The organism is Bradyrhizobium sp. HKCCYLRH1030, assembly GCF_051168395.1.
Lineage (GTDB): Bacteria > Pseudomonadota > Alphaproteobacteria > Rhizobiales > Xanthobacteraceae > Bradyrhizobium.
The window spans coordinates 683,368-706,269 of sequence record NZ_JBNPUY010000001.1; the positions used below are offsets into that span (position 1 = coordinate 683,368).

General features: G+C 65.6%; 21 protein-coding genes. 13 read left to right on the top strand and 8 right to left on the bottom strand.

Translation table 11 applies throughout. From position 1 onward, the window contains the following. Positions 1-117: 117 nt before the first annotated feature. The 3 genes from ACQR1E_RS03105 (at position 118) to ACQR1E_RS03115 (ending at position 1,975) form a co-directional block, all read left to right on the top strand. On the top strand, positions 118-798 hold the full coding sequence (locus ACQR1E_RS03105) for an SDR family oxidoreductase (protein WP_315749997.1): 681 nt from the start codon (positions 118-120) through the stop codon (positions 796-798). A gap of 95 nt (positions 799-893) precedes the next feature. Further along, a complete protein-coding gene (locus ACQR1E_RS03110; protein ID WP_315712324.1) occupies positions 894-1,592 on the top strand; it encodes a DUF2161 domain-containing phosphodiesterase in 699 nt (232 codons plus the stop codon). Positions 1,593-1,669: 77 nt separating this feature from the next. Continuing rightward, on the top strand, positions 1,670-1,975 hold the full coding sequence (locus tag ACQR1E_RS03115; protein WP_172109527.1) for a hypothetical protein: 306 nt from the start codon (positions 1,670-1,672) through the stop codon (positions 1,973-1,975). A gap of 97 nt (positions 1,976-2,072) precedes the next feature. On the opposite strand, the gene ACQR1E_RS03120 is transcribed toward ACQR1E_RS03115, so the two are convergent. From ACQR1E_RS03120 to ACQR1E_RS03130, 3 genes are all read right to left on the bottom strand, one after another. Further along, positions 2,073-2,729: a GNAT family N-acetyltransferase gene (locus ACQR1E_RS03120; protein WP_409977870.1), complete on the bottom strand. Its 657-nt coding sequence runs from the start codon at positions 2,727-2,729 to the stop codon at positions 2,073-2,075. Between the two features lie 128 nt (positions 2,730-2,857). Beyond that, entirely contained in the window at positions 2,858-3,256 is a 399-nt protein-coding gene (locus tag ACQR1E_RS03125) for a PaaI family thioesterase (protein WP_315712326.1), read from the bottom strand. Positions 3,257-3,381: 125 nt separating this feature from the next. Continuing rightward, a complete protein-coding gene (locus tag ACQR1E_RS03130; RefSeq protein WP_315712327.1) occupies positions 3,382-4,662 on the bottom strand; it encodes an ArgE/DapE family deacylase in 1,281 nt (426 codons plus the stop codon). A gap of 146 nt (positions 4,663-4,808) precedes the next feature. Here ACQR1E_RS03130 and ACQR1E_RS03135 point away from each other — a divergent pair, with 146 nt between their 5' ends. The 3 genes from ACQR1E_RS03135 to ACQR1E_RS03145 all read left to right on the top strand — a co-directional run bounded on the left by ACQR1E_RS03135 (position 4,809) and on the right by ACQR1E_RS03145 (position 6,689). Then, positions 4,809-4,961, top strand: a complete 153-nt coding sequence (locus ACQR1E_RS03135) for a hypothetical protein (protein ID WP_315712328.1) — start codon at positions 4,809-4,811, stop codon at positions 4,959-4,961. After that, positions 4,961-5,230, top strand: coding sequence for a DUF6719 family protein (locus ACQR1E_RS03140; protein WP_315712330.1), 270 nt, complete (start codon positions 4,961-4,963; stop codon positions 5,228-5,230). Before ACQR1E_RS03135 ends, ACQR1E_RS03140 begins: the two co-directional genes overlap by 1 nt. Positions 5,231-5,342: 112 nt before the next feature. Further along, complete coding sequence (locus ACQR1E_RS03145) at positions 5,343-6,689, top strand: HlyD family type I secretion periplasmic adaptor subunit (protein ID WP_434896647.1); 1,347 nt, start codon at positions 5,343-5,345, stop codon at positions 6,687-6,689. 10 nt (positions 6,690-6,699) lie between these two features. Here ACQR1E_RS03145 and ACQR1E_RS03150 read toward each other — a convergent pair whose 3' ends face one another. Continuing rightward, complete coding sequence (locus tag ACQR1E_RS03150; protein ID WP_434896648.1) at positions 6,700-8,352, bottom strand: adenylate/guanylate cyclase domain-containing protein; 1,653 nt, start codon at positions 8,350-8,352, stop codon at positions 6,700-6,702. 210 nt (positions 8,353-8,562) lie between these two features. On the opposite strand from ACQR1E_RS03150, the gene ACQR1E_RS03155 reads away from it, so the two are divergent. Beyond that, complete coding sequence (locus tag ACQR1E_RS03155; protein ID WP_434896649.1) at positions 8,563-10,281, top strand: type I secretion system permease/ATPase; 1,719 nt, start codon at positions 8,563-8,565, stop codon at positions 10,279-10,281. Between the two features lie 39 nt (positions 10,282-10,320). After that, complete coding sequence (locus ACQR1E_RS03160; protein ID WP_434896650.1) at positions 10,321-11,094, top strand: hypothetical protein; 774 nt, start codon at positions 10,321-10,323, stop codon at positions 11,092-11,094. Between the two features lie 52 nt (positions 11,095-11,146). Here the strand turns inward: ACQR1E_RS03160 and ACQR1E_RS03165 are convergent, their stop codons facing one another. Both ACQR1E_RS03165 and ACQR1E_RS03170 read right to left on the bottom strand, forming a co-directional pair. Next, positions 11,147-11,509 (bottom strand): hypothetical protein, encoded by a 363-nt coding sequence (locus ACQR1E_RS03165; RefSeq protein ID WP_315712645.1) that lies wholly within the window; start codon positions 11,507-11,509, stop codon positions 11,147-11,149. Positions 11,510-12,085: 576 nt separating this feature from the next. Next, positions 12,086-12,637: a CreA family protein gene (locus tag ACQR1E_RS03170; protein WP_315826939.1), complete on the bottom strand. Its 552-nt coding sequence runs from the start codon at positions 12,635-12,637 to the stop codon at positions 12,086-12,088. 226 nt (positions 12,638-12,863) lie between these two features. Between ACQR1E_RS03170 and ACQR1E_RS03175 the strand changes: the two genes are divergently transcribed. The 4 genes from ACQR1E_RS03175 to ACQR1E_RS03190 all read left to right on the top strand — a co-directional run bounded on the left by ACQR1E_RS03175 (position 12,864) and on the right by ACQR1E_RS03190 (position 17,039). Then, the gene (locus ACQR1E_RS03175) at positions 12,864-14,606 is read left to right on the top strand and encodes a L,D-transpeptidase family protein (RefSeq protein WP_434896651.1); all 1,743 of its coding nucleotides are present in this window, start codon (positions 12,864-12,866) and stop codon (positions 14,604-14,606) included. A gap of 155 nt (positions 14,607-14,761) precedes the next feature. Continuing rightward, a complete protein-coding gene (locus ACQR1E_RS03180; protein WP_434896652.1) occupies positions 14,762-15,337 on the top strand; it encodes a glutathione peroxidase in 576 nt (191 codons plus the stop codon). Positions 15,338-15,496: 159 nt separating this feature from the next. Further along, positions 15,497-16,459 carry a polysaccharide deacetylase family protein gene (locus tag ACQR1E_RS03185; protein ID WP_315712338.1) on the top strand — a complete coding sequence of 321 codons (963 nt, stop codon included), beginning with the start codon at positions 15,497-15,499 and terminating at the stop codon, positions 16,457-16,459. A gap of 19 nt (positions 16,460-16,478) precedes the next feature. Then, a complete protein-coding gene (locus ACQR1E_RS03190) occupies positions 16,479-17,039 on the top strand; it encodes a dihydrofolate reductase family protein (protein ID WP_315826814.1) in 561 nt (186 codons plus the stop codon). Positions 17,040-17,047: 8 nt separating this feature from the next. Here the strand turns inward: ACQR1E_RS03190 and ACQR1E_RS03195 are convergent, their stop codons facing one another. Together ACQR1E_RS03195 and ACQR1E_RS03200 are read right to left on the bottom strand one after the other, a co-directional pair. After that, positions 17,048-17,503, bottom strand: coding sequence for a DoxX family protein (locus ACQR1E_RS03195; protein WP_315712340.1), 456 nt, complete (start codon positions 17,501-17,503; stop codon positions 17,048-17,050). Positions 17,504-17,651: 148 nt separating this feature from the next. Next, a complete protein-coding gene (locus ACQR1E_RS03200; protein ID WP_315749983.1) occupies positions 17,652-19,964 on the bottom strand; it encodes an NADP-dependent malic enzyme in 2,313 nt (770 codons plus the stop codon). Positions 19,965-20,204: 240 nt separating this feature from the next. Between ACQR1E_RS03200 and ACQR1E_RS03205 the strand changes: the two genes are divergently transcribed. Beyond that, positions 20,205-22,181, top strand: a complete 1,977-nt coding sequence (locus ACQR1E_RS03205; RefSeq protein WP_434896653.1) for a hypothetical protein — start codon at positions 20,205-20,207, stop codon at positions 22,179-22,181. Positions 22,182-22,902 lie beyond the last annotated feature (721 nt).

Consider the following 22,902-nt stretch of genomic DNA (forward strand, 5'->3'; position numbering starts at 1 on the left):
AACCACGCTTTCTGATTGCAATTGCATGCCCCGGCCGCCCGGCCATTGCAACTCATCGGCAGGGCCATAGTATAACGAGCGGCGCTGTGGGGCGCGTCAACGGAGACCAGGGACGGAATGAACGGAGCAGTGATTGTCATTACGGGTGCGCAAGGGGCGCTCGGACGCAGCGTGGCCGATCTCGCGCTCGCACGGGGCGCGCATGTGGCCGGGATCGATCATGCCCAGGCCGAAATCCCGGCGAGTGACGACCGCATCGAGCTCGGAGGCGTCGATCTCTCCGACCCCGAGCAGGCAAAGGTCGCGATCGACTCCGTCGCCGCCCACTTCGGCACTCTGGATGCGCTGATCAACATCGCCGGCGCGTTCGCGTTCGAGACGACTGCCGACGGCGACGATTCCGTCTGGGAGACGATGCATGCGCGAAACCTGATGACCGCGCTGCACGCATCGCGCGCGGCGATTCCGCATCTCGTCCGCTCCAGCACGGGCCGCATCGTCAACATCGGCGCCATGGGCGCGCTCCAGGCCAGTGCCGGCATGGGCCCGTATGCGGCCTCCAAGTCGGGAGTGCATCGCCTGACGGAAGCACTCGCGGCCGAATGGAAGGGCAAGATCACCGTCAACGCCGTCCTGCCGTCGACGATCGATACGCCGGCCAACCGCGCCAGCATGCCCAAGGCCGATTTCGACAAATGGGTGACGCCGCAGGAACTCGCGGAGGTCATTCTGTTTCTAGCCAGCGACGCCGCGAGCGGCGTGACCGGCGCGCTGCTACCGGTTGTCGGCCGGGTGTAGCGAAGCCAGCCGTTCACCCCGACTTGGCGCTGACATCACCGGACTCGGCGGGCTAGACTCGCGCGCGCTCTGAGTCGCACACATCGGACGGCCCCTTGGAAACCGCGCTCTACCTTCCCGTCAAACGCTTCCTCGAAAACCTCGGCTTCTCGGTCAAAGGGGAAATCGGCGGTTGCGACGTGGTGGCGCTCAAGGGCGACGACCCGCCGGTAGTCGTCGTCTGCGAGCTGAAGCAGGTCTTCAACCTGGAACTGCTGCTGCAGGCAGTCGATCGGGCCGGTGCCTGTGACGAGGTGTGGGTTGCGGCGAACCTGTCGGCACGCGGCAAGGGCCGCGAAAGCGACTCCCGCTACCGCAATCTGTGCCGCCGGCTCGGCTTCGGCATGCTGGCCGTGACCTCAGCCGGAGACATCGAAGTGCTGGTGCAGCCGCCCACTACGGCGCCGCGCAAGAACCCCAAGAAACGTTCGCGTCTCGTGATCGAGCATCAGCGGCGCAAGGGCGACCCCGTCGCTGGCGGCTCGACCCGTGCTCCCATCATGACGGCCTATCGGCAGCAGGCGCTGGCCTGCGCCTCGGCGCTGTCGGGCGGGCCGAAACGCGTCCGCGACCTCCGAGCGGACATTCCGGATGCGCCGAAGATCTTGCAGCGTAACGTCTATGGTTGGTTCGACCGCGCCGAGCGCGGCGTCTATGTCCTCACGAAAGCCGGGCTCGCGGCCTTGCGCCGCTGGCCCCAGGATATCCACATGACGCAGGCAGCGTTGCCCAATCGCGACATGGTGAACGCATAGCTGGGCTGTCCCGCGGAATATATATTGCAATGCAACAATTCTGCTTCTAGGTATCCCGGACGATTCACGAGGCCCCCATGAGCGAAGATTGGAACACCAAGTACGGTCCGCGTCGCGTCAGGCGTGATCCCCCGACACTGGAAGAAGCGATCTTCGCTGCGTCAGGCATCACCGACGACGTGCAGGCTCAGGCCGAGATCGCGTCGGCGCTGATGGGTCTGCCGCTCGAGCAGGTGCTCCCCGAGGTGAAGAAGGCAGTCCGCGTTGCCGCGCGCACCAACACGCGCGTCATCACGGCCGACCAGGGCACGCAGCAGCGTGCCGTCGTGGTCGAGCGCCGCACCGTGCGCCGCTTCAATTTCGACAAGCGCACCGGCACCTGAACGCCGCCCTCCGGGGCGCATCGGCAATGCAATCAAACGAAAAGGCGCGGCAGCGGTGATCGCTGTCGCGCCTTTATCGTCGCAGCAACGGCTCGGCTCAGGCGGCGCGCTTGTCGCCGTACATCCGGGTCACGAGCTTCCAGCAGGCGCGATTGAGGGTGAAGAACGCCCGCGCTGCCGCGATCGGCGCATCGATCACGAGCTTCGCCAGCTCATCCTGGGGCTGCTCGGTCAGATCGATCGTGCCGGTCGATTCGCCGTGACGGAACGCCAGATGCGCACCGAACTTGGCCGCCAGCGCCCGCATCGCATGGTTCTGCGATCCCGTCGTGACGCGGAGCTTGCGATAGCCCTTCCACCGCGCCTCCGAGATCACGCGCTGGAACAGCAGGCTGCCGACCCCGCGGCGACGCACGCAAGCCTCCACGCTGAACGCAATCTCCGGAAGCCCGTCCTCGGACTGCTCCGGCGGATGCAGCTCGGCGGCGCCGCGCACCATGCCATTTTCCATGTAGGCGACGACGATCGTGCCATCGGCCGCACAGCGGGCCGCATAGCGTTCGATGAAACTGTCATCGAGGAAGCCGTTGAATCGATCGTGCCGGCTTTCCGCATCGAGCCGCAACAGATGATCGCGCAGCAACGGCAGTTCTTCGTGCTGGCTGAGGGTCCGCACATAGCCGAAGCCCGGCCGGGGACGAAAAGTATCTACCTGTGACACTGCCTGAGACTCCTCTCGAGAGCCCTCGCACACAGACGTCTTTCCCTAGACAAGAGCTATATTGTGCATCGCAACATTCATTGCAAGCCCCGCGCTCTACGGAGAGAACATGCGGCCATGCAAGGATCGCGTGAGTTAACGATTCGTTTGTGTACGAATCATCACAGCACGAGCTGAGTCTGGGTCACGAGTGCGACCAGCCTGCCGTCGTCGGTCTCGATCCGGGTTTGCCACACCTGGGTGCGGCGGCCGCGATGCACGGGCGTGGCGGTTGCCGTCACCACCGTCCCCTCCTTGGCGCCGCCGATGAAGTTGGTCTTGCTCTCGATCGTCGTGGTGCCCTTGGCGTCCTGCGGCAGGTTGATCACGGTTGCGGCCGCGCCGACCGAATCCGCCAGCGCCATGACGGCGCCGCCATGAATGGTGTGATGCAGGGTGCAGAGATCCGGCCGCACCTGCATCTGCGCCACGACGCGATCGGCACTGGCCTCGGTGAAGGTCACACCCTTCAATTCCGCGAACGGCATCTTCATCGCATTGATCTTGTCGAGTGGCGTCATGCCTTCCCTCCCCCGTTGATCGGACGACCCGTCTTCGCGGGTCAGCGCCGCATCTGGATGCGCCCGGCTTCGAACCCGAAGCAATGACCTGAGAGGTCATTGCTTCGGTCCGATCGTGCCGCCGCTCAGACCTTCTCGATCCCGCACCACTCCGCGATGAACAGCGCCATGGTCTTGGTCACCTGGCGCAGCGAGTCGAGCTCGACATATTCGTTGAAGCCGTGCATGGCGGCGCCGGTCGCGCCGAAGCAGAGGCTGGGGATGTTGTAGTTGAGCCCGTAGAAGCGGGTATCCGTGAGCGCCGTGAAGACGAGATCCTGGACCTCGCCGCCGTAGACGGCGGTGAAGGCCTTGCCGAACGCCGCCTCCGGCTCGGCCGAATTGGTCAACTCGTAGCCTTCGGACAGGAAGCCCGACCACTCGACGACCGGCGGATTGTTGGAGAGAAAACGATGATCACGCGAAGCCGCGGCGACGCAGGCGAGGATCTCGTTCTGGCAGTCCTTGACCGACCAGCCCGGCAGGATGGCGATGCGGCAATCGACGTCGCACCAGGCCGGCACGCTCGAGGCCCAGTCGCCGCCTTTGATGATGCCCGGATTGAAGTTGATCGGATGCGTGAGCGTCCTGAAATGACGATCGCTCTTGGCGCGCTCGTTCCAGTCCGCCTCGAGCTTCTCCAGCGCATGGATCAGATGATAGCTCGCCTGGATCGCATTGGCGCCGACGCCGGCCTCGAACACATGCGCCGGGAAGCCGCGCACCTTCAGGCGGAACCAGATCACGCCCACCTGAGAACGCACCATCTTGCCGCTGGTCGGCTCCGGGATGAAGCAGGCATCCGCGCGGTAGCCGCGCTGCAGGGTCGACAGCGCGCCGACGCCGGTGCTCTCCTCCTCGATGACGGATTGGATGTGAATGCGCGCCGTCGGCTTGAAGCCGGCAGCCTTGATGGCATCGAGCGCATAGAGCGCGCCGATGGTACCGGACTTCATGTCGCAGGCGCCGCGGCCATACATCCGACCGTCGCGGATCACCGGCGAGAACGGCGGCGTCTCCCACATGTCGAGCGGACCGGCCGGCACCACGTCGCAATGGCCCTGCAGGATCAGCGATCGCCCGGCCGACGTCGCCGGCCGGTAGGTTCCGACCACGCTGCGTGCTCTCGAGAAGTCGTGCTCGATCGGGCCGTAGCCGCGCATCTCCTTGAGATCGTCGAGATCGATGTGCCAGTCGTCGACCTCGTAACCGCGCGCGCGCAGGAGATCGCTGAACATGTCCTGGCACGGACCTTCGGCGCCGCGGGTCGAGGGGATGGCGACGAAGTCGCTCGTGGTCGCAAGCTGCCGGTCGAAGTCGGCATCGACGGCGTCGACGATGCGCTGCGTAATGTCCTGGGTGATCATGCCTGTCGAGGTTCCAATTGCCGATGACTGCAGCAAATCACAATCTCATGCAGAGTTGCACCGGATTCGCCGCTGCTTTCAGAATCGCAAGGCCGCCCGTACATTCGCGCATACGAAAATGGCCGCAACATACTTTGGAATTTAACATGTCGGATCACCGCAATATCCTTTATTTCCTCCTCGGCATTCTCAGCGCGGCGATCATCGTGCTCGGCTACAATTTCTATCAGGCCAAGAAGCAGCCGGAGGGTGTCCAGATCAATATCGGGCCAAACGGACTGAAGATCGAAGGAAAGTGATGCGTTCTCAAATCTCCTCGTTCGCGAATGTCGCAGCGCGCCCTCTCGGCGTCCTCGGTGTCCTGCTTTTGGTTGCCGCACCCGCGCAGGCGCAATATGTCGGGCGCGAGCAGGACATCACCGATCTCCGGCTCGGCCAGCGCGTGCTGGTCGATGACGGCACCTGCCCCGCCGGCCAGGTGAAGGAGGTCTCCGGCTCCAAGATGGCTGAAACCGGTATTGTCCGCACCACGAAATGCGTGCCGCGCTTCGGGCCGAAGAAGAAGTAGCTGACCTCGTTCGATGCGGCTCTCGCCGCCGACCTCCGGCGCGTGACCTTCCGCACAGTCCCACAGCCGCGCATCGACGATGCTCCTGCCCGTGGATAAGCGGGGACGCAGCATGTCGATGTCAGCGGTGCAGGATCACGGCTTCTTCGAAGCGGCCGACCGGCCGCAGCCGGTCAAGGCCGATTTCAGCCGTTACGCCCTGCTCGGCTATCTGTCGATCGCGCTGGTGTTCGGCGGCTTCGGCGTGTGGGCGGCCTATGCGCCGCTCGATCGCGCGGCGATCGCGCCGGGCACCGTGTCCGTCTCCGGCGATCACAAGGTGGTTCAGCACCGTGAGGGCGGAATCGTCAGGGAGATCCTGGCCAAGGACACTCACGCCGTGCATCGCGGCGACCTGCTGTTTCGGCTGCAGCCGACCGAGGCCCAGGCCAACACCGACCTCCTGCGCAAGCAGATGGACGCGGCGCTGGCCGAGGAGGCGCGCCTGCTCGCCGAGCGCGGCAATGTGCGGATGATCACGTTTCCCGACACGTTGCTCAACCGCCAGAACGTGCCGGAGGCGGCGCTTGCCATCGCCGACCAGCAGCGGCTGTTCGTCGAGCGCCGCAATGGCCTGATCAGCCAGATCAACATCCTCAACTCGCAGATCGCCCAGCAGCAGCAGGAGTTCGCCGGCCGTGACCGCCAGCGCGCCGCGCTCTCCGCGCAGCTCGCGAGCTTCGAGACGCAGATGAACAACGTGCGCCCGGCGGTCGCCGCAGGCTATTATCCGCGCAACAAGTTCCTTGAGCTGGAACGCGAGCGCGCCCGCGTCGAAGGCGATCTCGGCCAGGCGCAAGCCGACGTCGCGCGGCTGACGCAGACGGCCGCGCAGACGCGCCTGCAGATCGATCAGACGCTGCAGAAATATCTGACCGAAGTCGGCCAGCAGCTCGACGGCACCCGGGCCAAGCTGTCGGACCTGCGCGAGAAGCTGGTCATCGCCGAGGACGTGCTGCGCCGGGTCGACATCCGCGCCGAGCGCGACGGCATCGTCATGAACATGAAAGTCCACACCGTCGGCGCCGTCGTGAAGCCCGGCGATACGCTCGCCGAGATCGTTCCGGTCGGCGAAGGCGTCGACGTGATGGCGCACGTCTCGCCGCGCGACATCGAGAGCGTCGCCATCGGCCAGAGGGCCGAGGTGCGTTTCTCCAATTTCTCCTCGCGCACGACGCCGACGATCTTCGGCAAGGTCTCGAGCGTCTCGGCGGACGCGATGTCGGACGAGGCGACCAAGCAGAGCTACTATTCGGCGCGCGTCGTGATCGACTATTCGACCATCCCGCCCGAGATCGCCGAGAAGATCCTGCCGGGCATGCAGGCCGACGTCATCATCTCCACGGGAGAGCGCACCGTGCTCGAATATCTGGTCGGCCCGCTGCTCAACACGCTCGCCAAGACGTTCCGGGAGAAATGAGCCGAGACACCTATGCCGACGGCACCGGTGGCGCGCCCGCGACGACAGCAAGGTCGCGGGCACGCCGCACGCCGATGGCGTCCAGCTCGCTGCCCTGTTCCGGATCGGCAAGCCTCTCACGTATCGCTCCATCCAGATCAGCAAGGCCGGCTGCTGTCGCCACGCCCCCGGACATCGCGAGCTGCCAACCTCTGGTGTCCGCCAATTCAGCCAGAAGCGCCGGCCACTCCGTCCCGAGCCCGAGCACAGCCACCCGCGACGTGCGTCCAAGGGTCAGTTGCCCGACAACGATGTCGCCAAGGTGAGCACCAATCGCCAGCTCGACGGGCCGACCGATCTCCGCGGCGATCTTTTCGTTGACGCGGTCCATGACCACGTCCATGGCGCCGATCGCCTGCAGCGCATCGCGGCAGCCTTGTTCTGCTCCCTGCTCCTCGCCGAAGACGGCGAGCACGCCATTGCCGAGAAAGCGATCGATGCGCCCGGAATGAGCTTCGATCGCCCTGCCAATAGCGCCGAAGATCTCGTTCATCATGAACCCGAGGTCGGAGGGCAGCCGGTCGCGCGCAATGGCCGCAAGCGGACGGACGCGGACGTGGACCAGGCATACCGCACGGCGCTCGGCGGGAAGGTGGTCGACGAGGGGCGCCCTCTCCGCTTGATCGCCGCCGAGGAGACGCGTGATCGTCAGCGGCGCCGCCGGACGGATCTGGCAGGCCAGGCGCACATTCGCCGGTGCCGCCAAGTCGGCGAGCATGACGCGCTCCGCGTGGCCGGGCGGTGCCAGCGTCTCCGCACCTTCATCAACGCGGACGCGACAAAGACCGCAGCGGGCACGGCCGCCGCAGTCGGATCGCTGCGAAAGATCGTTGCTGCCGATGATCTCCAGCAGCGTCGGACCGACCGCGGCCCGCACCGTCGCACCACCCGTGAAAGCAATGGCGATCTTCGGCGCCGCGAGGGACGCGACGTGACGGAACACGATGATCGTCACGCCTGCAACGAGCAGCGCGACGACCGCGATCTGCGCCGAAACCTGCAGCAGGGCGATCCACTTTCCGTCGAGTTCGCTCGGCCAATGGGTGACCTGGCGCATCTGCTCGGCCATGCCGGGATTGCCGAGCAACGCGGCGACGGCGCGTCCGGACACCACGAACCCCATCAGCGCCGCCATCGGCACCGCGACAGCGAGAACAACCAGCAGCGGCTGGACGAGGCGGTACCAGCTCCGGAATTTCAGCCAATGATGCAGGCCGACGCAGCCGTGGATCCAGACCAGCAGCAGCAGCGCGGTCTGAATCCAGGCAGCCTTGGGCCACAGCAACGCCAGCGCATAGAGGTAGCCATCCTGAACGCCGAACAGCGCATGAGCCATGTGGGTCTCGATGACATGCGGCAGCAACAGTAGCGGGATCGCAAATCCGGTGGCGATCTGAACAAACTCCCACGAGGACAGCCGCCACGTGCCGCGCTGAACCGTCTTGGCGAAGACCAGCACGACATGCGCGAGCAATGCCGCCGACAGCCCGATCATTCCCGGCCACGATCGGGTGACGACCAGTCGCCATTCCTGCACCTCGTCCATCGCCTCGAGGCTGAACAGACCCACCGCATGGTTGAAAAAATGCGTCGCGGCGAACGCAAACAGGACGAGGCCGGACATGAGCCGGATGTTCTGGGACGTTACGGCAGGCATGAGCTCACTGTGATTCAGGCAAGCTGCGAAATCTGAGCACGACTGAACCATCCGGTAGCGGCTGCCACCGGCCAACTCAAGCGCCGGCAGATCAGCCTCGAGCTATGTGAGGTCAGTCACGGTCGACGACGGGTGCCCCAGGCGAAGCTCCCCAGCACCATCGCAAGGGGATCCGACATGCGCACCACCCGAAGCCCGCTGGGAACCGCGCTCCGCGCCTGCTTTCCCGCGCTCACCGCGACCTTCGTGCTCAGCCTCTTCATCAATGCGAGCATGCTCGCCTCGCCCCTCTATTCCATGCAGGTCTACGACCGCGTCCTCACCAGCCGCAATCTCGGCACGCTGGTCATGCTGACGCTCATCGTCGGTGTCTTCCTGGTGTTGTATGGCGTCCTCGAATTCGCCCGTTCCGGCGTTTTGGCCCGGGCCGGCGTGCAGTTCGAAGGCACGCTGCGCCACCCGCTGTTCGAGACGATGATGAAGGCGGAGCTGTCGCCGCGGCATCGCTTCGGCCAGCAGATCATCCGTGACGCCGAGACCATCCGCGACTGCATCTCCAGCGGCACCGCCGCCATCGCCTGCGATCTGCCGTGGACGCCGGTGTTCGTCGCGCTGTGCTTTCTGCAGCATGCCTATCTCGGCATCCTCTCGCTGCTCGGCGCGATCGTGCTGTTCTCGCTGGCGCTGCTCACCGAATTCTACACGCGCGCCAGCGTCGAGCGCACCAACGCGCTGGCCAACGAGGCCTCGCGCTTCGTCGCGGCGGCGCTGCGCAATGGCGAGGTCGTGCGCGGCCTCGGCATGGGCGACATTGTCATGGACCGCTGGAGCTGCCGGCAGTCGGCGATGGTCGATGCCCACAGCACCCTCGTCGAGCGGGGCGCGGCGATGCATTCCGTCACCAAGTTCGCGCGCATGGCGGTGCAGACCTCGCTGCTGTGCATCGGCGCCTGGCTCGCGATCGAGCAGCAGATCTCGCCCGGCGCGATGATGGCGACGTCGATCATCATGGGCCGCGCGCTGGCCCCGGTCGAGCAGGTCGTCGGGCAGTGGAAGCGCATCATCGCATTCCGCTCGGCCTACCGCAGGCTGGAGGAGCTGTTCCAGGCCTTGCCGGTCACGGCTGCACCGACGGCGCTGCCGACGCCGCGCGGCGACATCGACGTCGAGAACGCGGTGGTGTGGCCGCCGGCGGCCGGCCGCCCCTCGGTCAAGGGCGTCAGCTTTTCGCTCAGGGCCGGCGAGAGTCTCGCGATCGTCGGCGCCTCCGCCAGCGGCAAGTCGAGCATGGCGCGCGCCATGGCCGGCGTCTGGCCGCTGCGCGAAGGCGTGATCCGCATCGACGGCGCCGCCTACAGCCAATGGGACCCAAACCGGCTCGGCAAGCATATCGGCTACCTACCGCAGGACATCGAACTGTTCTCGGGCACCGTCGCCGACAACATCGCCCGGCTTGCGAAGGTCGACGAGGCCGCCGTTGTCGCTGCCGCCAAGGCCGCCGGCGCGCATGAGGTGATCCTGCGCCTGCCCAACGGCTACGACACGCCGATTGGTGAAGGCGGCGTGGCATTGTCCGGCGGCATGCGACAGCGCGTCGGCCTCGCCCGCGCGCTCTACGGCAATCCGCGGCTCCTGATCCTCGACGAGCCGAACTCGAACCTCGACGAGGACGGCGAGCGGGCGCTGGCGCAGGCCATGGCCCAGGCGAAGGCCGCCGGCCGAACCGTGATCGTCGTCACGCACCGCCCGCAGCTTCTGGCGCATGTTGACCGCATCATGGTGATGGCCTTCGGCAAGACGCTGGCATTCGGCCCGCGCGACGAGGTGATCGCCAAGATGCGCGGCCAGCGTGTCGTCGTCGCCCACGACCGGGCGACGGCCAGCGCGGCGGCCTGAACGAACCCAGTGCAGATCTCACACCGCAAGGAGCCGGCCATGATCAAGTTCACATCTTCTACGAGGACCCTGCAGCTGGCCTTCGCGACCGCCGTCCTATTGCCGATCTCGGCTTCGGCGGAGACGCCGATGACCGCGCGGCAGATGCTGGCCCACGCGCAAACTCAAGCCCTCAATGTCCCCAGCGATATCAGGAAGCCCGAGCTGGACCGCAGCGAAAAGATCACCAGCGAGGCCGCCTCCGCAGGCAATGCAGCCATCGCCGCCCCGCTTCCGGCGATCGAACCGCCGGCGCCGATCTCGCCGCCAGCCCCAGCGCTCACCGCACTGGCTGCGCCCGTCCCGGCGCCTGAGGCAGCTTCGTCGCAGACGCGTACCAACTCGCTCACGGCCGCCGCCCCCGTTGCTGAAGCTGCCAAGACGTCGAATCCAATGCTCGCGACACCGCCCGTGGCCGCCACCACCGAAACACGCCCGATGGCACCGGCCGCGACGCCGCCCGTCACGGCCGCAGCTTCACCGGCCCTCGTCCCCGCGACCGCTCCCGTTGCCGCGCCGCCCCAGTCTGGCCTGCCGGCCGCGGCGGCCACCCAGACCACGGGGACGCAACCGGCCGCCTCGTCGTCCGCCGAAAAGCCCGCTCCTGCGGGACATCAGCCAACCCGTGCAAGCGCGGCAGCGGCCCGCCCTGCGCCCAAGCCTACTGCGAGATCGTCGAGACACAGCGACGAGGATGCCATCAGTACCCGGATCTCGCGCATCATGCGCCGGCCGGACGTGCAGTCATTGATGTCGCAATATGGCCTGGATTGACGACGAGCACCGCGGACGATGGACGCTGATCGACATCGGTTCAGACAGCCGATCAGTTGGCCGGATCGAACATGCACTGCAGCGCGGGCTTCGCGATCTTGGTGAACGTGGGCCCGATCTCCGCTCGCTTCGGTGCGGGCACCCAATCGATCTCGATGGTCGGCACGCCGGTCTCACTGATCCCGCGCAGCAGCGCCTCACGCAAGTCGGCATCCTCCACCATCGCGGCCGCATGGTCATGCAGGCAGGAGCAGACAGCTTCAGGACGCGTCCACCGGTCGAGCATATGAGGCGCACATTGCCGTACGAACTCGCCGCGCAGATCTGGCAATCGGGTCGTCGTCCGCGCCTCGACGAAGGACCAGAAGAGGCACGGCAGCACGGCAAGCGCCGCAGCATCCAGTCGAAAACGCATGGTGGACCGCTGGTGTTTGTTTTTCGTCATGTCATCCACGCAGGCCGCGACGACACGATTCGCATGCCGCCCACGCTTTCATACCCGCTTCACGTTTCAAGCGGCCTGCGGCACGGGCACAAAATGGTTTCATGGGCCCGCCGCTCCGTTTCATCGCAACCCACCCGACGACACAAAATACAATCAAAACGAGAGTGATCTAAAGCGCCACCTGCTTTGGCCGAGCCAGCGCGATCCGGGGCGACCGTCAATCTGTCGATGGAGAGCTTCTTAACGACCTGGCGTTAACCGTGGCCGGCAGGGAGAACCTCCCAGATCGCTACGGCGACCCAGCAGCGCGGCGCGTTTGGGGGCCGACGTTGCTCCGCAGGGTCACCATGGGCAGGCGCTTGCACACACCCAAACCGAAGGTATCTCGCCGCAGCTCGCCGGCTACGCCGATGGCGCAGCAGCGAACCGAGGGCTATGCCGGCTCGACGCCACAGAGCCTGGTCCGGCTGATCGGCTGCCACGATCCTGCCAAGCACAAATTGCCCAGCGAGGTTTTCGGCAGCCGATCGTCCCTTGGCAGGTCCCTTATTGAATGAAATCACCGCACTTCTGGACTGCGCCGTCATCGGATTTGCCCCAAGGCATGATCGGGACGGAGGAGGTCGAGTTCTTCGGTGAGCCCTCGATCAGCCTGTCCGAGTAAACCATGTAGACCAGCACGTTGCGCTTGGCATCGCAGCCACGAACGATCTGCATCTTCTTGAAGAACAGCGACCGCCGCTGCCGGAACATGTCGTCGGCCTGTTCGAGCTTGCGCTTGAACCTGATCGGGCCGATCTGCCGGCATGCGAGCGAGATGTCGGAGACCTCCTCGGCCAGGCCCAGCCAACCGACATAGCCGCCCTTCTGCGGCACCGTGAAGTGGCAGGCAACGCCCTCGACCTCTGGATCATCAACGCCATAGGTCGCGAGCTTGTCATTCGGGCTGAGCAATTTGAACACGGTCGACCGACGGAAGATCAGATCCGGCTCGTCCGCGGCGTATGCTGAGATCACAGGCGAGGACAATCCGATAAGCAGCAGGCAAGCGAGGGTTTTCAGCCACAGATCAAACCGTTTGGTGGCTCTGAACGACATGTCGGTCTCCGTTATACCGCCGATGCTCGGCATACCGCCCATGTAGGGACACAAATGCCTGCAAGGAAGGCGCTCCAGCCCGTGACCTTCCACTACCCGTTTAACGGGATGTGAGGCTTTTCTGCTACGATTGGAACGAAATCACGCAGGGCAGAAGCCCCAAGCTGGTGAACGCAGACTCCGTCTGCGACACTAAATACCAGATGGTTCTTGAGGATTTGCCGGAATGCTCTGCGTTCGTGCAGCCGCCAGGGGGCGGTTCTATTGTGCAGCAATCGTTTCAGTTCCGCTTGCCATAGCAGCGACCTCACAGGCTGACGCAGCGTCATATTACTACTGGAACGACGCTCAGCCCGTCACCATTGCTCCGACCATACGCCCGGCCATGCCGCGCAAGCCCAAGGCGCGCCACCTCGACAAGCTGACAAAGACCGAGAAGGAGGCTGCCAAGCCGCAAGGACCGGTCACGATCGCGGTGTCGATCAACAAGCAGCAGCTCAAGGTCTACGACGCAAACGGTCTGTTCGCGGAAGCACCGGTCTCGACCGGCATGAAGGGACATTCCACGCCGTTGGGCGTGTTCAGCGTCATTCAGAAGCAGAAATTCCATCGCTCCAACATCTATAGCGGCGCCCCGATGCCGTTCATGCAGCGCATCACCTGGTCGGGCGTCGCGCTCCATGCGGGCGTGCTGCCCGGCTACCCAGCCTCGCATGGCTGCATCCGCATGCCGGCAAGCTTTGCAACCCGCTTCTATGGCTGGACGCGCATGGGATCCCGGGTCCTGGTCACGCCGAGCGAAGTGGCTCCTGCGAGTTTCTCGCATCCGATGCTCGCTGCCCTGAAGGCACCGCAGCCGAGCGCATCGGTGCAACCCGACGCGACTGCGCCGGCAGCGATCAAGTCGGACAAGGGCGCCGCCGTCACCACCGCGATCACAGTCGCGACGACGGATCTGCGCGCCACGATCGGTCATGCCGAGAGCCCGCGCTCCGGCGAAGGATCGCCCGCCGCGTCGCGCCAGGTGCGGACCGCCGATGCCAGCAACGCCAACGGACTCCCTCCGATGGTCTCGGACGCTTCCCCAAGCGCCGAACCATCGCGCTCGCTCCCGATGGAGGTTCAAAGCGATACTGCCGATCTGAAGCCCAGTGTCGCCGAGATCAAGATTGAGCCCGCGACCGCCGACGCAGAGGCAAGGTCTGCCCCCGGCGACGTGGCTCCGGCGAGCGAGCCCACGAATGTTGCGCAGGTGGCCGCTCCGGCTCTCGAGAAGCCGGCTGAGGCATCGGCGAATGCCGAAGCCACCGGTTCGACCGAACTCAAGCCTGCTGAATCCAAGTCGGTAGAGTCCAAGCCTGCCGACGCCCCGATCGCGGAGCAGCCTGCGTCGCCGCCCACACCGGCGGCAGAGGCACCGGCGAAGCCGGTCGATCCCAACGATCTCGCCAAGGATCAGTCGCGTGTTGCCGCACCGGACAAGCCGATTGCGCCCAAGCCCGAATTGAAGCGCAACAGCCAGATCGCGATCTTCATCAGCCGCAAGGATTCGAAGCTGTACGTGCGGCAGAACTTCGCTCCGGTGTTCAACACCCCGGTCACCATCGCACCGGGCGACAAGCCGCTCGGCACCCACGTGTTCACCGCGACGGCTGACAAGGCCGACCCGGCGACGATGCGCTGGTCGGTCATCTCGCTGCCCTCCTCGGCGCGGAGCACCGCGGCGAACGATGGCGCTGCCAAGGCGGTCCGGCGGGGTAAGAAGTCCGCGGGAGCCGATGCCGAGCCGAAACAGGTCGTTCAGCTGAGCAGCGCGGCCGAGGCGCTCGATCGCATCACCATTCCCGCCGACGTCATGGCGTGGCTCGGCGAAGCCCTGTCGACCGGAAGTTCGCTGATCGTGTCCGATCAAGGCATCAATCAGGGCGAAACCGGCGAGGGCACCGAGTTCATCCTTTCGCTGCGCTGACGACCGACGACGTCCCTCTTTCCGCCCCACGGCAGGGGTATCCCCGTGCCGGAACGCAGTCTGATCCAGCGCAACGTGGCGGCCGTTGAAGCAGCGGCCGGTCGAGCGCGGGCACATTCATGCTGACGGGGCTGGCTCTGCTCAGGGAGATTCACATGATCGATCGCAGGATGGTTGTTCTCGGCATTGGCGCCTCGTTGTCGGGTGCGACGCTCACGCCGCAGGCTGCTCGTGCCGACAATGCAGCGAGCAAGATGACCGCCTATCGCTTCTCCTTCCCGGCGCTGGCCGGTGAGCCGATTCGGCTCGCCGATTTCGCGGGCAAACCGGTGCTGGTCGTCAACACGGCCTCCCAGTGCGGCTACACCCCGCAGTACACCGGGCTCCAGAAGCTGTGGAGCGAGTTCCATGAGCGCGGGCTGACGATCATCGCCGTGCCGTCCAACGACTTCAACCAGGAGCCTGGGATCGCCGGCGACATCGCCGAGCAGGCCAACAAAGACTATGGCGTGACCTTCCCGATGACCGCAAAAGCGGTGGTCACCGGTTCCAACGCCCACCCATTCTACCGCTGGGCCGCCGAGGCGCGGCCCAAGGAGACGCCGCGCTGGAACTTTCACAAATATCTGATCGGCCGTGACGGCTACATCGCCGACGTGTTTGCCTCCTCGGTTGAGCCGACGGATACGCGGGTCAAGACCGCAGTTGCCCGGTTGCTGGCGAACGGCTGAGCAACACTCGGCAGGAATGCGGCGGAAGCTGGCAACTTCCCCGTGTTTTTGCCTTGTTTCCTTTTGGCGCCACTCCGGCTGCTGGGCTAGTATCCCGGCCGGATGACGGAGCGACTCTCGACGCTGGCGCTCCCGTTGCAACAACCCCGAGGAAACACGATGCGGATTGCAGCAGGATTGGTGTTCGCAAGCTCTTTGGCGGCTTCGCTGTTGACGTCTGGCGCGGCCTGGTCCCAGGCGCAGCGCACGGCGGCGGCGCCGACCCCGGCCGCTGCTGCTCCCGCACCGGCCCCTGTTCCCGCCGTCGCCGCCCAGACGCAGCCGCCGCGCGCGCCCTGCATGAACCCCGATGCGCTCGGCGTCGGCCGCACCGTCGAGATCGATACGACCGGAGGTCCGGGATTCGGCTTCGAGCACTTCAAGGACCTCGACTTCCTGAAGGATCACGAGGTCGTGCTGACCTTCGATGACGGTCCGTGGCCGGAGAACACGCCCAGCGTGCTCAAGGCGCTTGCCGACCAGTGCACCACCGGCATCTTCTTCATCATCGGCAAGCATGCGACCTATTATCCGGAGATCCTGAAGCAGGTCTACAATGCCGGCCATACGGTCGGCACGCACACCTGGTCGCATGCGACGCTGACCAACAAGAAGCTGACCGAGGATCAGCGCAAGGAAGAGATCGAACTCGGCATCAGCGCCGTGAAGTGGGCGCTCGGCGGCAATTCCCCGGCGCCGTTCTTCCGCTTCCCGGCATTGCAGCATCCGCCGGAGATCGTGACCTATCTCGGCACCCGCAACATCGGCATCTTCTCCTGCGATCTCGACTCGTTCGACTTCAAGGCGCGCAATGCCCAGGCGGTGATCGACGTCACCTTCAAGAAGCTCGACAAGCTCGGCAAGGGCATCATCCTGATGCACGACTTCCACAAGCATACCGCCGAGGCCCTGCCCGAGATGCTGCGCCGCCTGAAGGCCGGCGGCTACAAGGTGGTCGCGATGCGCGCCAAGGCGCCGGTGCAGTCGCTGCCGCAATATGACGAGCAGCTCGCCAAGGTCGCGAAGCTTCCGACGGTGAGCCAAAGGCCGGTGTCGAGCGTTGTGACGACAGTGTCCGAATGAGACGGGATTCCTTTCGTCAGTGACCAAGCTTCGTATCGAAGGTTACGTGATCGTGTCGGCCGACGGGATGTTGGCCGACGCGAGCAATGCGATGCCGCCCGCCCTGAAATTTCCCGGCGACGCCGCATTCTTTTCCCAGGCTCTCGATGGCGCCGATCTGATCGTCCACGGCCGCAACTCCTATGAGGACCAGCCGAACTCGCCGAAGCGCCGGCGCATCGTCGTGACCGGGAAGGTGGCGGGACTGGCGCCGGATCCGGAAAAGCCGCTCTCCACCCTTTGGAATCCGGCGGGGACCTCCTTCGAAGCCGCCTGTGAAGCCGCGGGCGTCAGCTCTGGCACGGTGGCGGTGATCGGCGGTCCCGTCGTGTTCGAGATGTTCATGGACCGCTACGACACCTTCTTCCTGTCAATGGCCCCCCACGTCTCCCTGCCCGGCGGCGCACCGTGCTTTCCCGGCGTCGGTCCCGACCGTTCGCCGCAGCAGGTGCTGACGGCCCACGGCTACACGCCCGCCAATCAGCTGATGCTCGATCCTGCCCACGACGTCAGCGTGACCGCCTGGAAACGCACCGCTTAGAGCTCCCTCTAGATGTCTCCATACGCGCTCTGCTCGGGCGCTTTCGGACCCTTGCCATAGCCGAAGATCATGAACAGCGCGCCGATGATCGACAGGTTCTTCAGCGCGTCGATCAGGGTCTTGGCGTTGTCGGGCGGGGCCTGGTTCCAGAAGTCATGGAAGTAGAAGATGGTCGCGCCGACGAACACGATCATCAGAGCCGCGAAGAAACGTCCGAGAAGGTTGAGCGCGATCATCACGCCGGCGAGCACCTCGAACGCGCCGGCCGCGATCGCCAGGATCTGCGGCATCGGCATCTTGGCAGCGGCCTCGAGCTGCGCCGCATAGGGCGCGAGCATCGTGGGAATCGTGACCTTGGCGGCGATGAGATCGGCGGTGGCGGGAATGCCGAACAGCTTGGTCGCGCCCGTGTAGATGAAGATCACGGCGAACAGAACGCGCCCGAATGTAATGAAACCCGGCATTCTCGCCCTCACGGATCAACTTCAAACGTTGTGTCGCCGGCCCACCGGGCCGGATATGTGACGTCGCGAACGCTTTTCAACAATAAAGGCGGGCGGAATACGACCGAAACCGGACGAATTCCGCCACACTTCGATCACGCCAGCAGCGTCACGCGAACAGCGTCGGCTGCGCCCTCCCCGCCCGTTCCTGGGCTTCGACCGCGGCCACCGCTGTCATGTTGAGAATGCCGCGCGCCGTCACCGACGGCGTCAGGATATGCGCCGGCCGCGCCGGACCGATCAGGATCGGCCCCACCGGCACCGCATCCGCCAGCACCTTGATCATCTGATAGGCGACGTTGGCGGCGTCGAGATTCGGCATGATCAGGACGTTGGCCGAGCCTTCGAGATCCGAATGCGGCAAAATCGCCTTGCGCGCGGTCGCCGACAGCGCGGTGTCGCCCTGCATCTCGCCGTCGGCCTCGAGGTCGGGACGATGCTGCTTCAGCAATGCCGTCGCCTGCCGCATCTTGCGCGACGAATCCGTGTCGTAGCCGCCGAAATCCGAGTGCGAGACGAAGGCGATCTTCGGCTTGATGTTGAAACGCGTGACGTGGTTGGCCGCCAGCGAGGCCATCTCTGCGAGTTCCTCGGCCGTGGGATCCGGCCGCACCTGGGTGTCGCCGATGAAATAGGCGCCCTTGCTGGTGATGGTGAGCGCCAGCGCCGCGTAGTCGCTGACCCCCGGCATGAATCCGATGATCTCACGGACGTGGCGCAGATGGCTCATATAGCGTCCCTCGACGCCGCAGATCATCGCATCCGCCTCGCCCCTGACGACAGCGAGCGCCGCAATCACGGTGGCATTCGTGCGCACCACCGTGCGCGCCGCATCCGGCGTCACGCCGCGCCGTCCCGCGACCTCGATATAGCTCTGCACATAGGAGCGGTAGCGCGGATCGTCCTCGGGGTTGATCAGGTCGAAATCACGCCCGGCCTTGATCGACAGGCCGAAGCGCTTGATGCGGGCCTCGACCACGGAAGGACGGCCGACCAGGATCGGCCTCGCCAGCTTCTCCTCCAGTACTACCTGGGTGGCGCGCAACACGCGCTCGTCCTCGCCCTCGGCATAGATCACGCGGACCGGCTGCGTCTTTGCCTTGGCGAACACCGGCTTCATCACCAGGCCGGAGCGGAACGCGAAACGCTCCAGCAGCGCAGTGTACTCGTCGAAATTGGTGATCGGCCGCGTGGCGACGCCGGACTCCATCGCCGCCCTCGCCACCGCCGGCGCAATGCGCAGGATCAGGCGCGGATCGAATGGCGAGGGGATCAACGAGCCCGGACCAAAGCCCTGGGTCTCGCCGGTATCGAAGCCGCGGGACACCGCGTCCGACGGCGGGTCCTGGGCGAGCTGCGCGATCGCATCGACCGCGGCCTGCTTCATCGCCTCGTTGATCGCGGTGGCGCCGACGTCGAGCGCGCCGCGGAAGATGAACGGGAAGCAGAGCACGTTGTTGACTTGGTTCGGGAAGTCCGAACGCCCCGTGCAGATCATCGCGTCCGGCCGTGCCGCGCGCGCCTCCTCCGGCATGATCTCGGGGTTGGGATTGGCGAGCGCCATGATCAGCGGCTTCTCGGCCATCTGCTTGAGCAGCTCCGGCTTCAGCACGCCGCCGGCGGACAGCCCGAGGAAGATGTCCGCGCCGCCGATCACCTCGGCCAGGGTCCGCTTGTCGGTCTTCTGCGCATAGACCGCCTTCCAGGGATCCATCAGCGTGTTGCGGCCCTCATGGACGACACCGTCGATGTCGCAGACCCAGATGTTCTTGCGCTGCGCGCCCATCGACACCAGCAGGTTGAGGCAGGCGATGGCAGCGGCGCCCGCGCCGGAGGTCACGATCTTGACCTCGGAGAGCTGCTTGCCCGCCAGGGACAGCGCATTCTTGATCGCAGCGCCGACGATGATCGCGGTGCCGTGCTGGTCGTCATGGAAGACCGGGATCTTCATGCGCTCCTTGAGCCGCGCCTCGATCTCGAAGCATTCCGGTCCCTTGATGTCCTCGAGGTTGATGCCGCCGAAGGTCGGCTCCAGCGCCGCGACCGTCTCGACCACCCGGTCGATCGTGTCGGCCGCAATCTCGATGTCGAACACGTCGATCCCGGCGAATTTCTTGAACAGGACCGCCTTGCCCTCCATCACCGGCTTGGAGGCCAGCGGGCCAATATTGCCGAGCCCGAGCACGGCGGTCCCGTTGGAGACGACGGCCACCAGGTTGGCCCGCGCGGTCAGTGAGGCGGCCTCGGCCGGGTTGCCGGCGATCTCGGTGCACGCAGCGGCAACGCCGGGAGAATAGGCCAGCGCCAGGTCGCGCTGGTTGGCGAGCGGCTTGGTGGCCTGGATCTCCAGCTTGCCGGGCCGCGGCAGGCGGTGATAGGCCAGGGCTGCGGAACGAAGATCTTCAGAATAGGACGACGACATACGTGCTCCAGCGTTTCCGACCCGGATTTTTGGTCTCTTGAGTCTCGGTCAGACGTCGGTTTTTCCGGCCGGTGGAAGCGCATGTGATGCACGTTGGGCGGCTTTCATGCAACATCCGAAACCATGCTCGCCGGCATCCCGGGCCAGCGATTCTCCAGTTCGCAGAAGCACATCCCTACTCCATCGATTTCATTGAGACCATCACCACTTGCTGCCTAAGCCTTGGGCGGAGCACATCAAATGACCCGTATCCTGATTGGAATTGTCACGGCGGTCGCGCTGGCCGTCGCCGGCTTCGTCGGCGTGCCCTGGTACGCCCAGGGCCGCGCCGAGCGCGAGGTCGAGGCAAGCTTTGCCCAGATCCGACAGAGCGGCGCCACGGCAACCCATGGCAAGATCGCGTTCGACCTGTGGAGCCGCAAGTTGACAATCGCCGATGTCAAGCTCGAGTCGGCCGCGCAGCCGCCGGCCAGCGTCACGTTCGGCACCATCACCGCGACCGGGCTGAGCCAGCATGATTCCGAGCATGTCACGGCCGCCAGCATCGAGATCAGCGACATCGCCATGGCCGGCCAGATCCCCGGCCCCTCGCCGCTCCGTCTGAACTACAAGCTGCCGCAACTGGTGGTGAAGGATTACGCCGGCCCCGCGCGGCTCGCCGCGATCCCGGCCGGTGCGGGTGCACTCGAGACCACCCGCGCGCTTGCCCAACAGCTCGCCACCATCAGCGCCACCTCGGCCACGGTGCCGCGGGTCACCGGCACGATGGAAGGCGGCCCCTCGGTCGGGCCGACCGAGTTCGGCTATTCCGGGCTGGTGGTGGACGACATCAAGGACGGCCGCATCGGTAACTACAAGATCCAGGAGGTCACCTTCAGCACGGCGGCGCAACCGCCGAACGGCAAGGTCGAGACGGTGCGCGGCCGCATGCTCGACATCGTGACCAAGGACATCGACGTCAACGCCATCGCCGCCCTGTTCGCGCCCGAGTCCACCCATGACGATCGTGTCGTGCGCCTGAGCGGCGTCGCCGGGGCAGGTCTCTACGAGATTACGTCCGATCTCGGCATGCGCATGCGCATCGACAGCCTCACGATGGACGAGTTCGGCGTACGGCCGTCGCGCATCCAACTGCCGGCGCTGGTCGCCGCCCTGACGCCGACCTCGCCGCGAACGAGTACCATGACGCCCGATCTCATCGACAAGGTCGCGAGCATCTATGACGGCGTGCTGTTCAAGAACGTCGAGGTCCGAGGCCTCGCGGTCGAGACGCCCGACGGCCCGGTCAAGGTCGCGCTGACGCGGTTCGACCTCGACGACGGCAAGGGCGACGTCGCGTTCGAGGGCTTCGACGGACGGACCCCGAACGGACCGGTCAAGCTCGGCCGCTTCGCGGTCAAGCGCTTCGACATGGGCGGCCTGCTGCGCCACACCGCCAAATTCGCGGTCCCCGGAGCCAAGCCCAGTCCGGCGGAGGCGCTGGCGCTGTTCAAGCTGATCGGCGGTATCGAGCTGAAGGGACTGACGACCTCCTACAAGGCGAGCACCAAGCCGGTCCAGATCGACAATTTCAGCCTCGACTGGGGCCAGTTCGTCGGTCCCATCCCGACCCAGGCGCGCCTCGTCGCGAAGATGGCCGGCCCGCTCGATGCGTCCAACCCGGCCTTGCTGCCGCTCCTGATCGCCGGCATCGACACCGCCGCGTTCGATGCCGATCTCGGCCTCGGCTGGACCGAGAGCTCCGGCGCGTTCGCGCTCCAGCCCTTCAAGCTCGAGGTCAGCAACCTCATCGCGGCCTCCGCCAGCGTCTCGCTGTCGCAGGTGCCGCGCGACGTCTTCACCATCGATCTGCAGCAGGCGACAACCGCAGCCGCACAGATCGAGGCTTCCGGGCTGGAATTGACCCTGCGCGATCTCGGCGCGGTCGACCTGCTCGTCGCCAACTACGCGCGCGGTCATGCGATCGCGCGCGATGCCGCGCGCAAGGCCCTGGTCGACAGCATCAAGGCGATCGGCGCCCAGGTCGCGGCCGACAACATCGATGTTGCCGGTGCGGTCGATGCGATCAGCCGCTTCGTCGAGAAGCCACGCCAGACCCTTACGCTGAAGCTCTCGCCGCGCGCCAAGGTGCCGGCCCTGCAGCTCGCCCAGCTCATCGCGATCGACCCGCCGAGCGCGCTGGCGCAGTTCAAGATCGAGGCGCAGACCGCGCCGTGATGTCTTTCCTGATCTAGAGAGAGAGAGAGAGAAGAGAGTCCGCACTCCTCTCCTCCGTCATTCCGGGGCGCGCACAGCGCGAGCCCGGAATCCATACTCCCGACAATGATTGGCGAACGAGTCGACGGTGCAGGCATCTCGATCCTTCTCGCACGGTCGTGGTTATGGATTCCGGGCTCGCGCTGCGCGCGCCCCGGAATGACTCGCGGAGGGAGCGTGCTCGTAACCGCCGATGCTGCGCACTGGGACTCGCGCTACGCCATCGATGAACACGGCAAGTCCCCTTCACCCCAAGACGCGCGTCCTCAAGCCCGCGGCGCGATCGCCCGAGTTTGTCCGATCGTTCGGCCCTCTCATTCGAAGAGGGCGCAGGGAATGCCGGGTGCTGGCCGCAACCCATGGCCCGCCTGCGGAAAAAAATGCAGGCGGCAGGTACCACAGGTGCTGCCGATCATCCGGCATTCCCTGCGCGATGGGCTTTTCGGCTGCTTCGCGCTCTCCTCGGGGACCGGCTTGTTTGCCCCCGTCATCCGCGCGATGCCCGAAGGCATCGACGCGAACTTGACACCAGCATCGGGGTGTCAGGACCACGCGACTTGACCGCCCGCAACCCGCCGTTCGTCCGCGCGCTTACACGCGTTGCGACCGACTGCGGCCACCGCCTCCCCGCCTCACGTCTCGTGACGACCGCGAACCGTCCCTCTTCATCGAGGCGGGATGG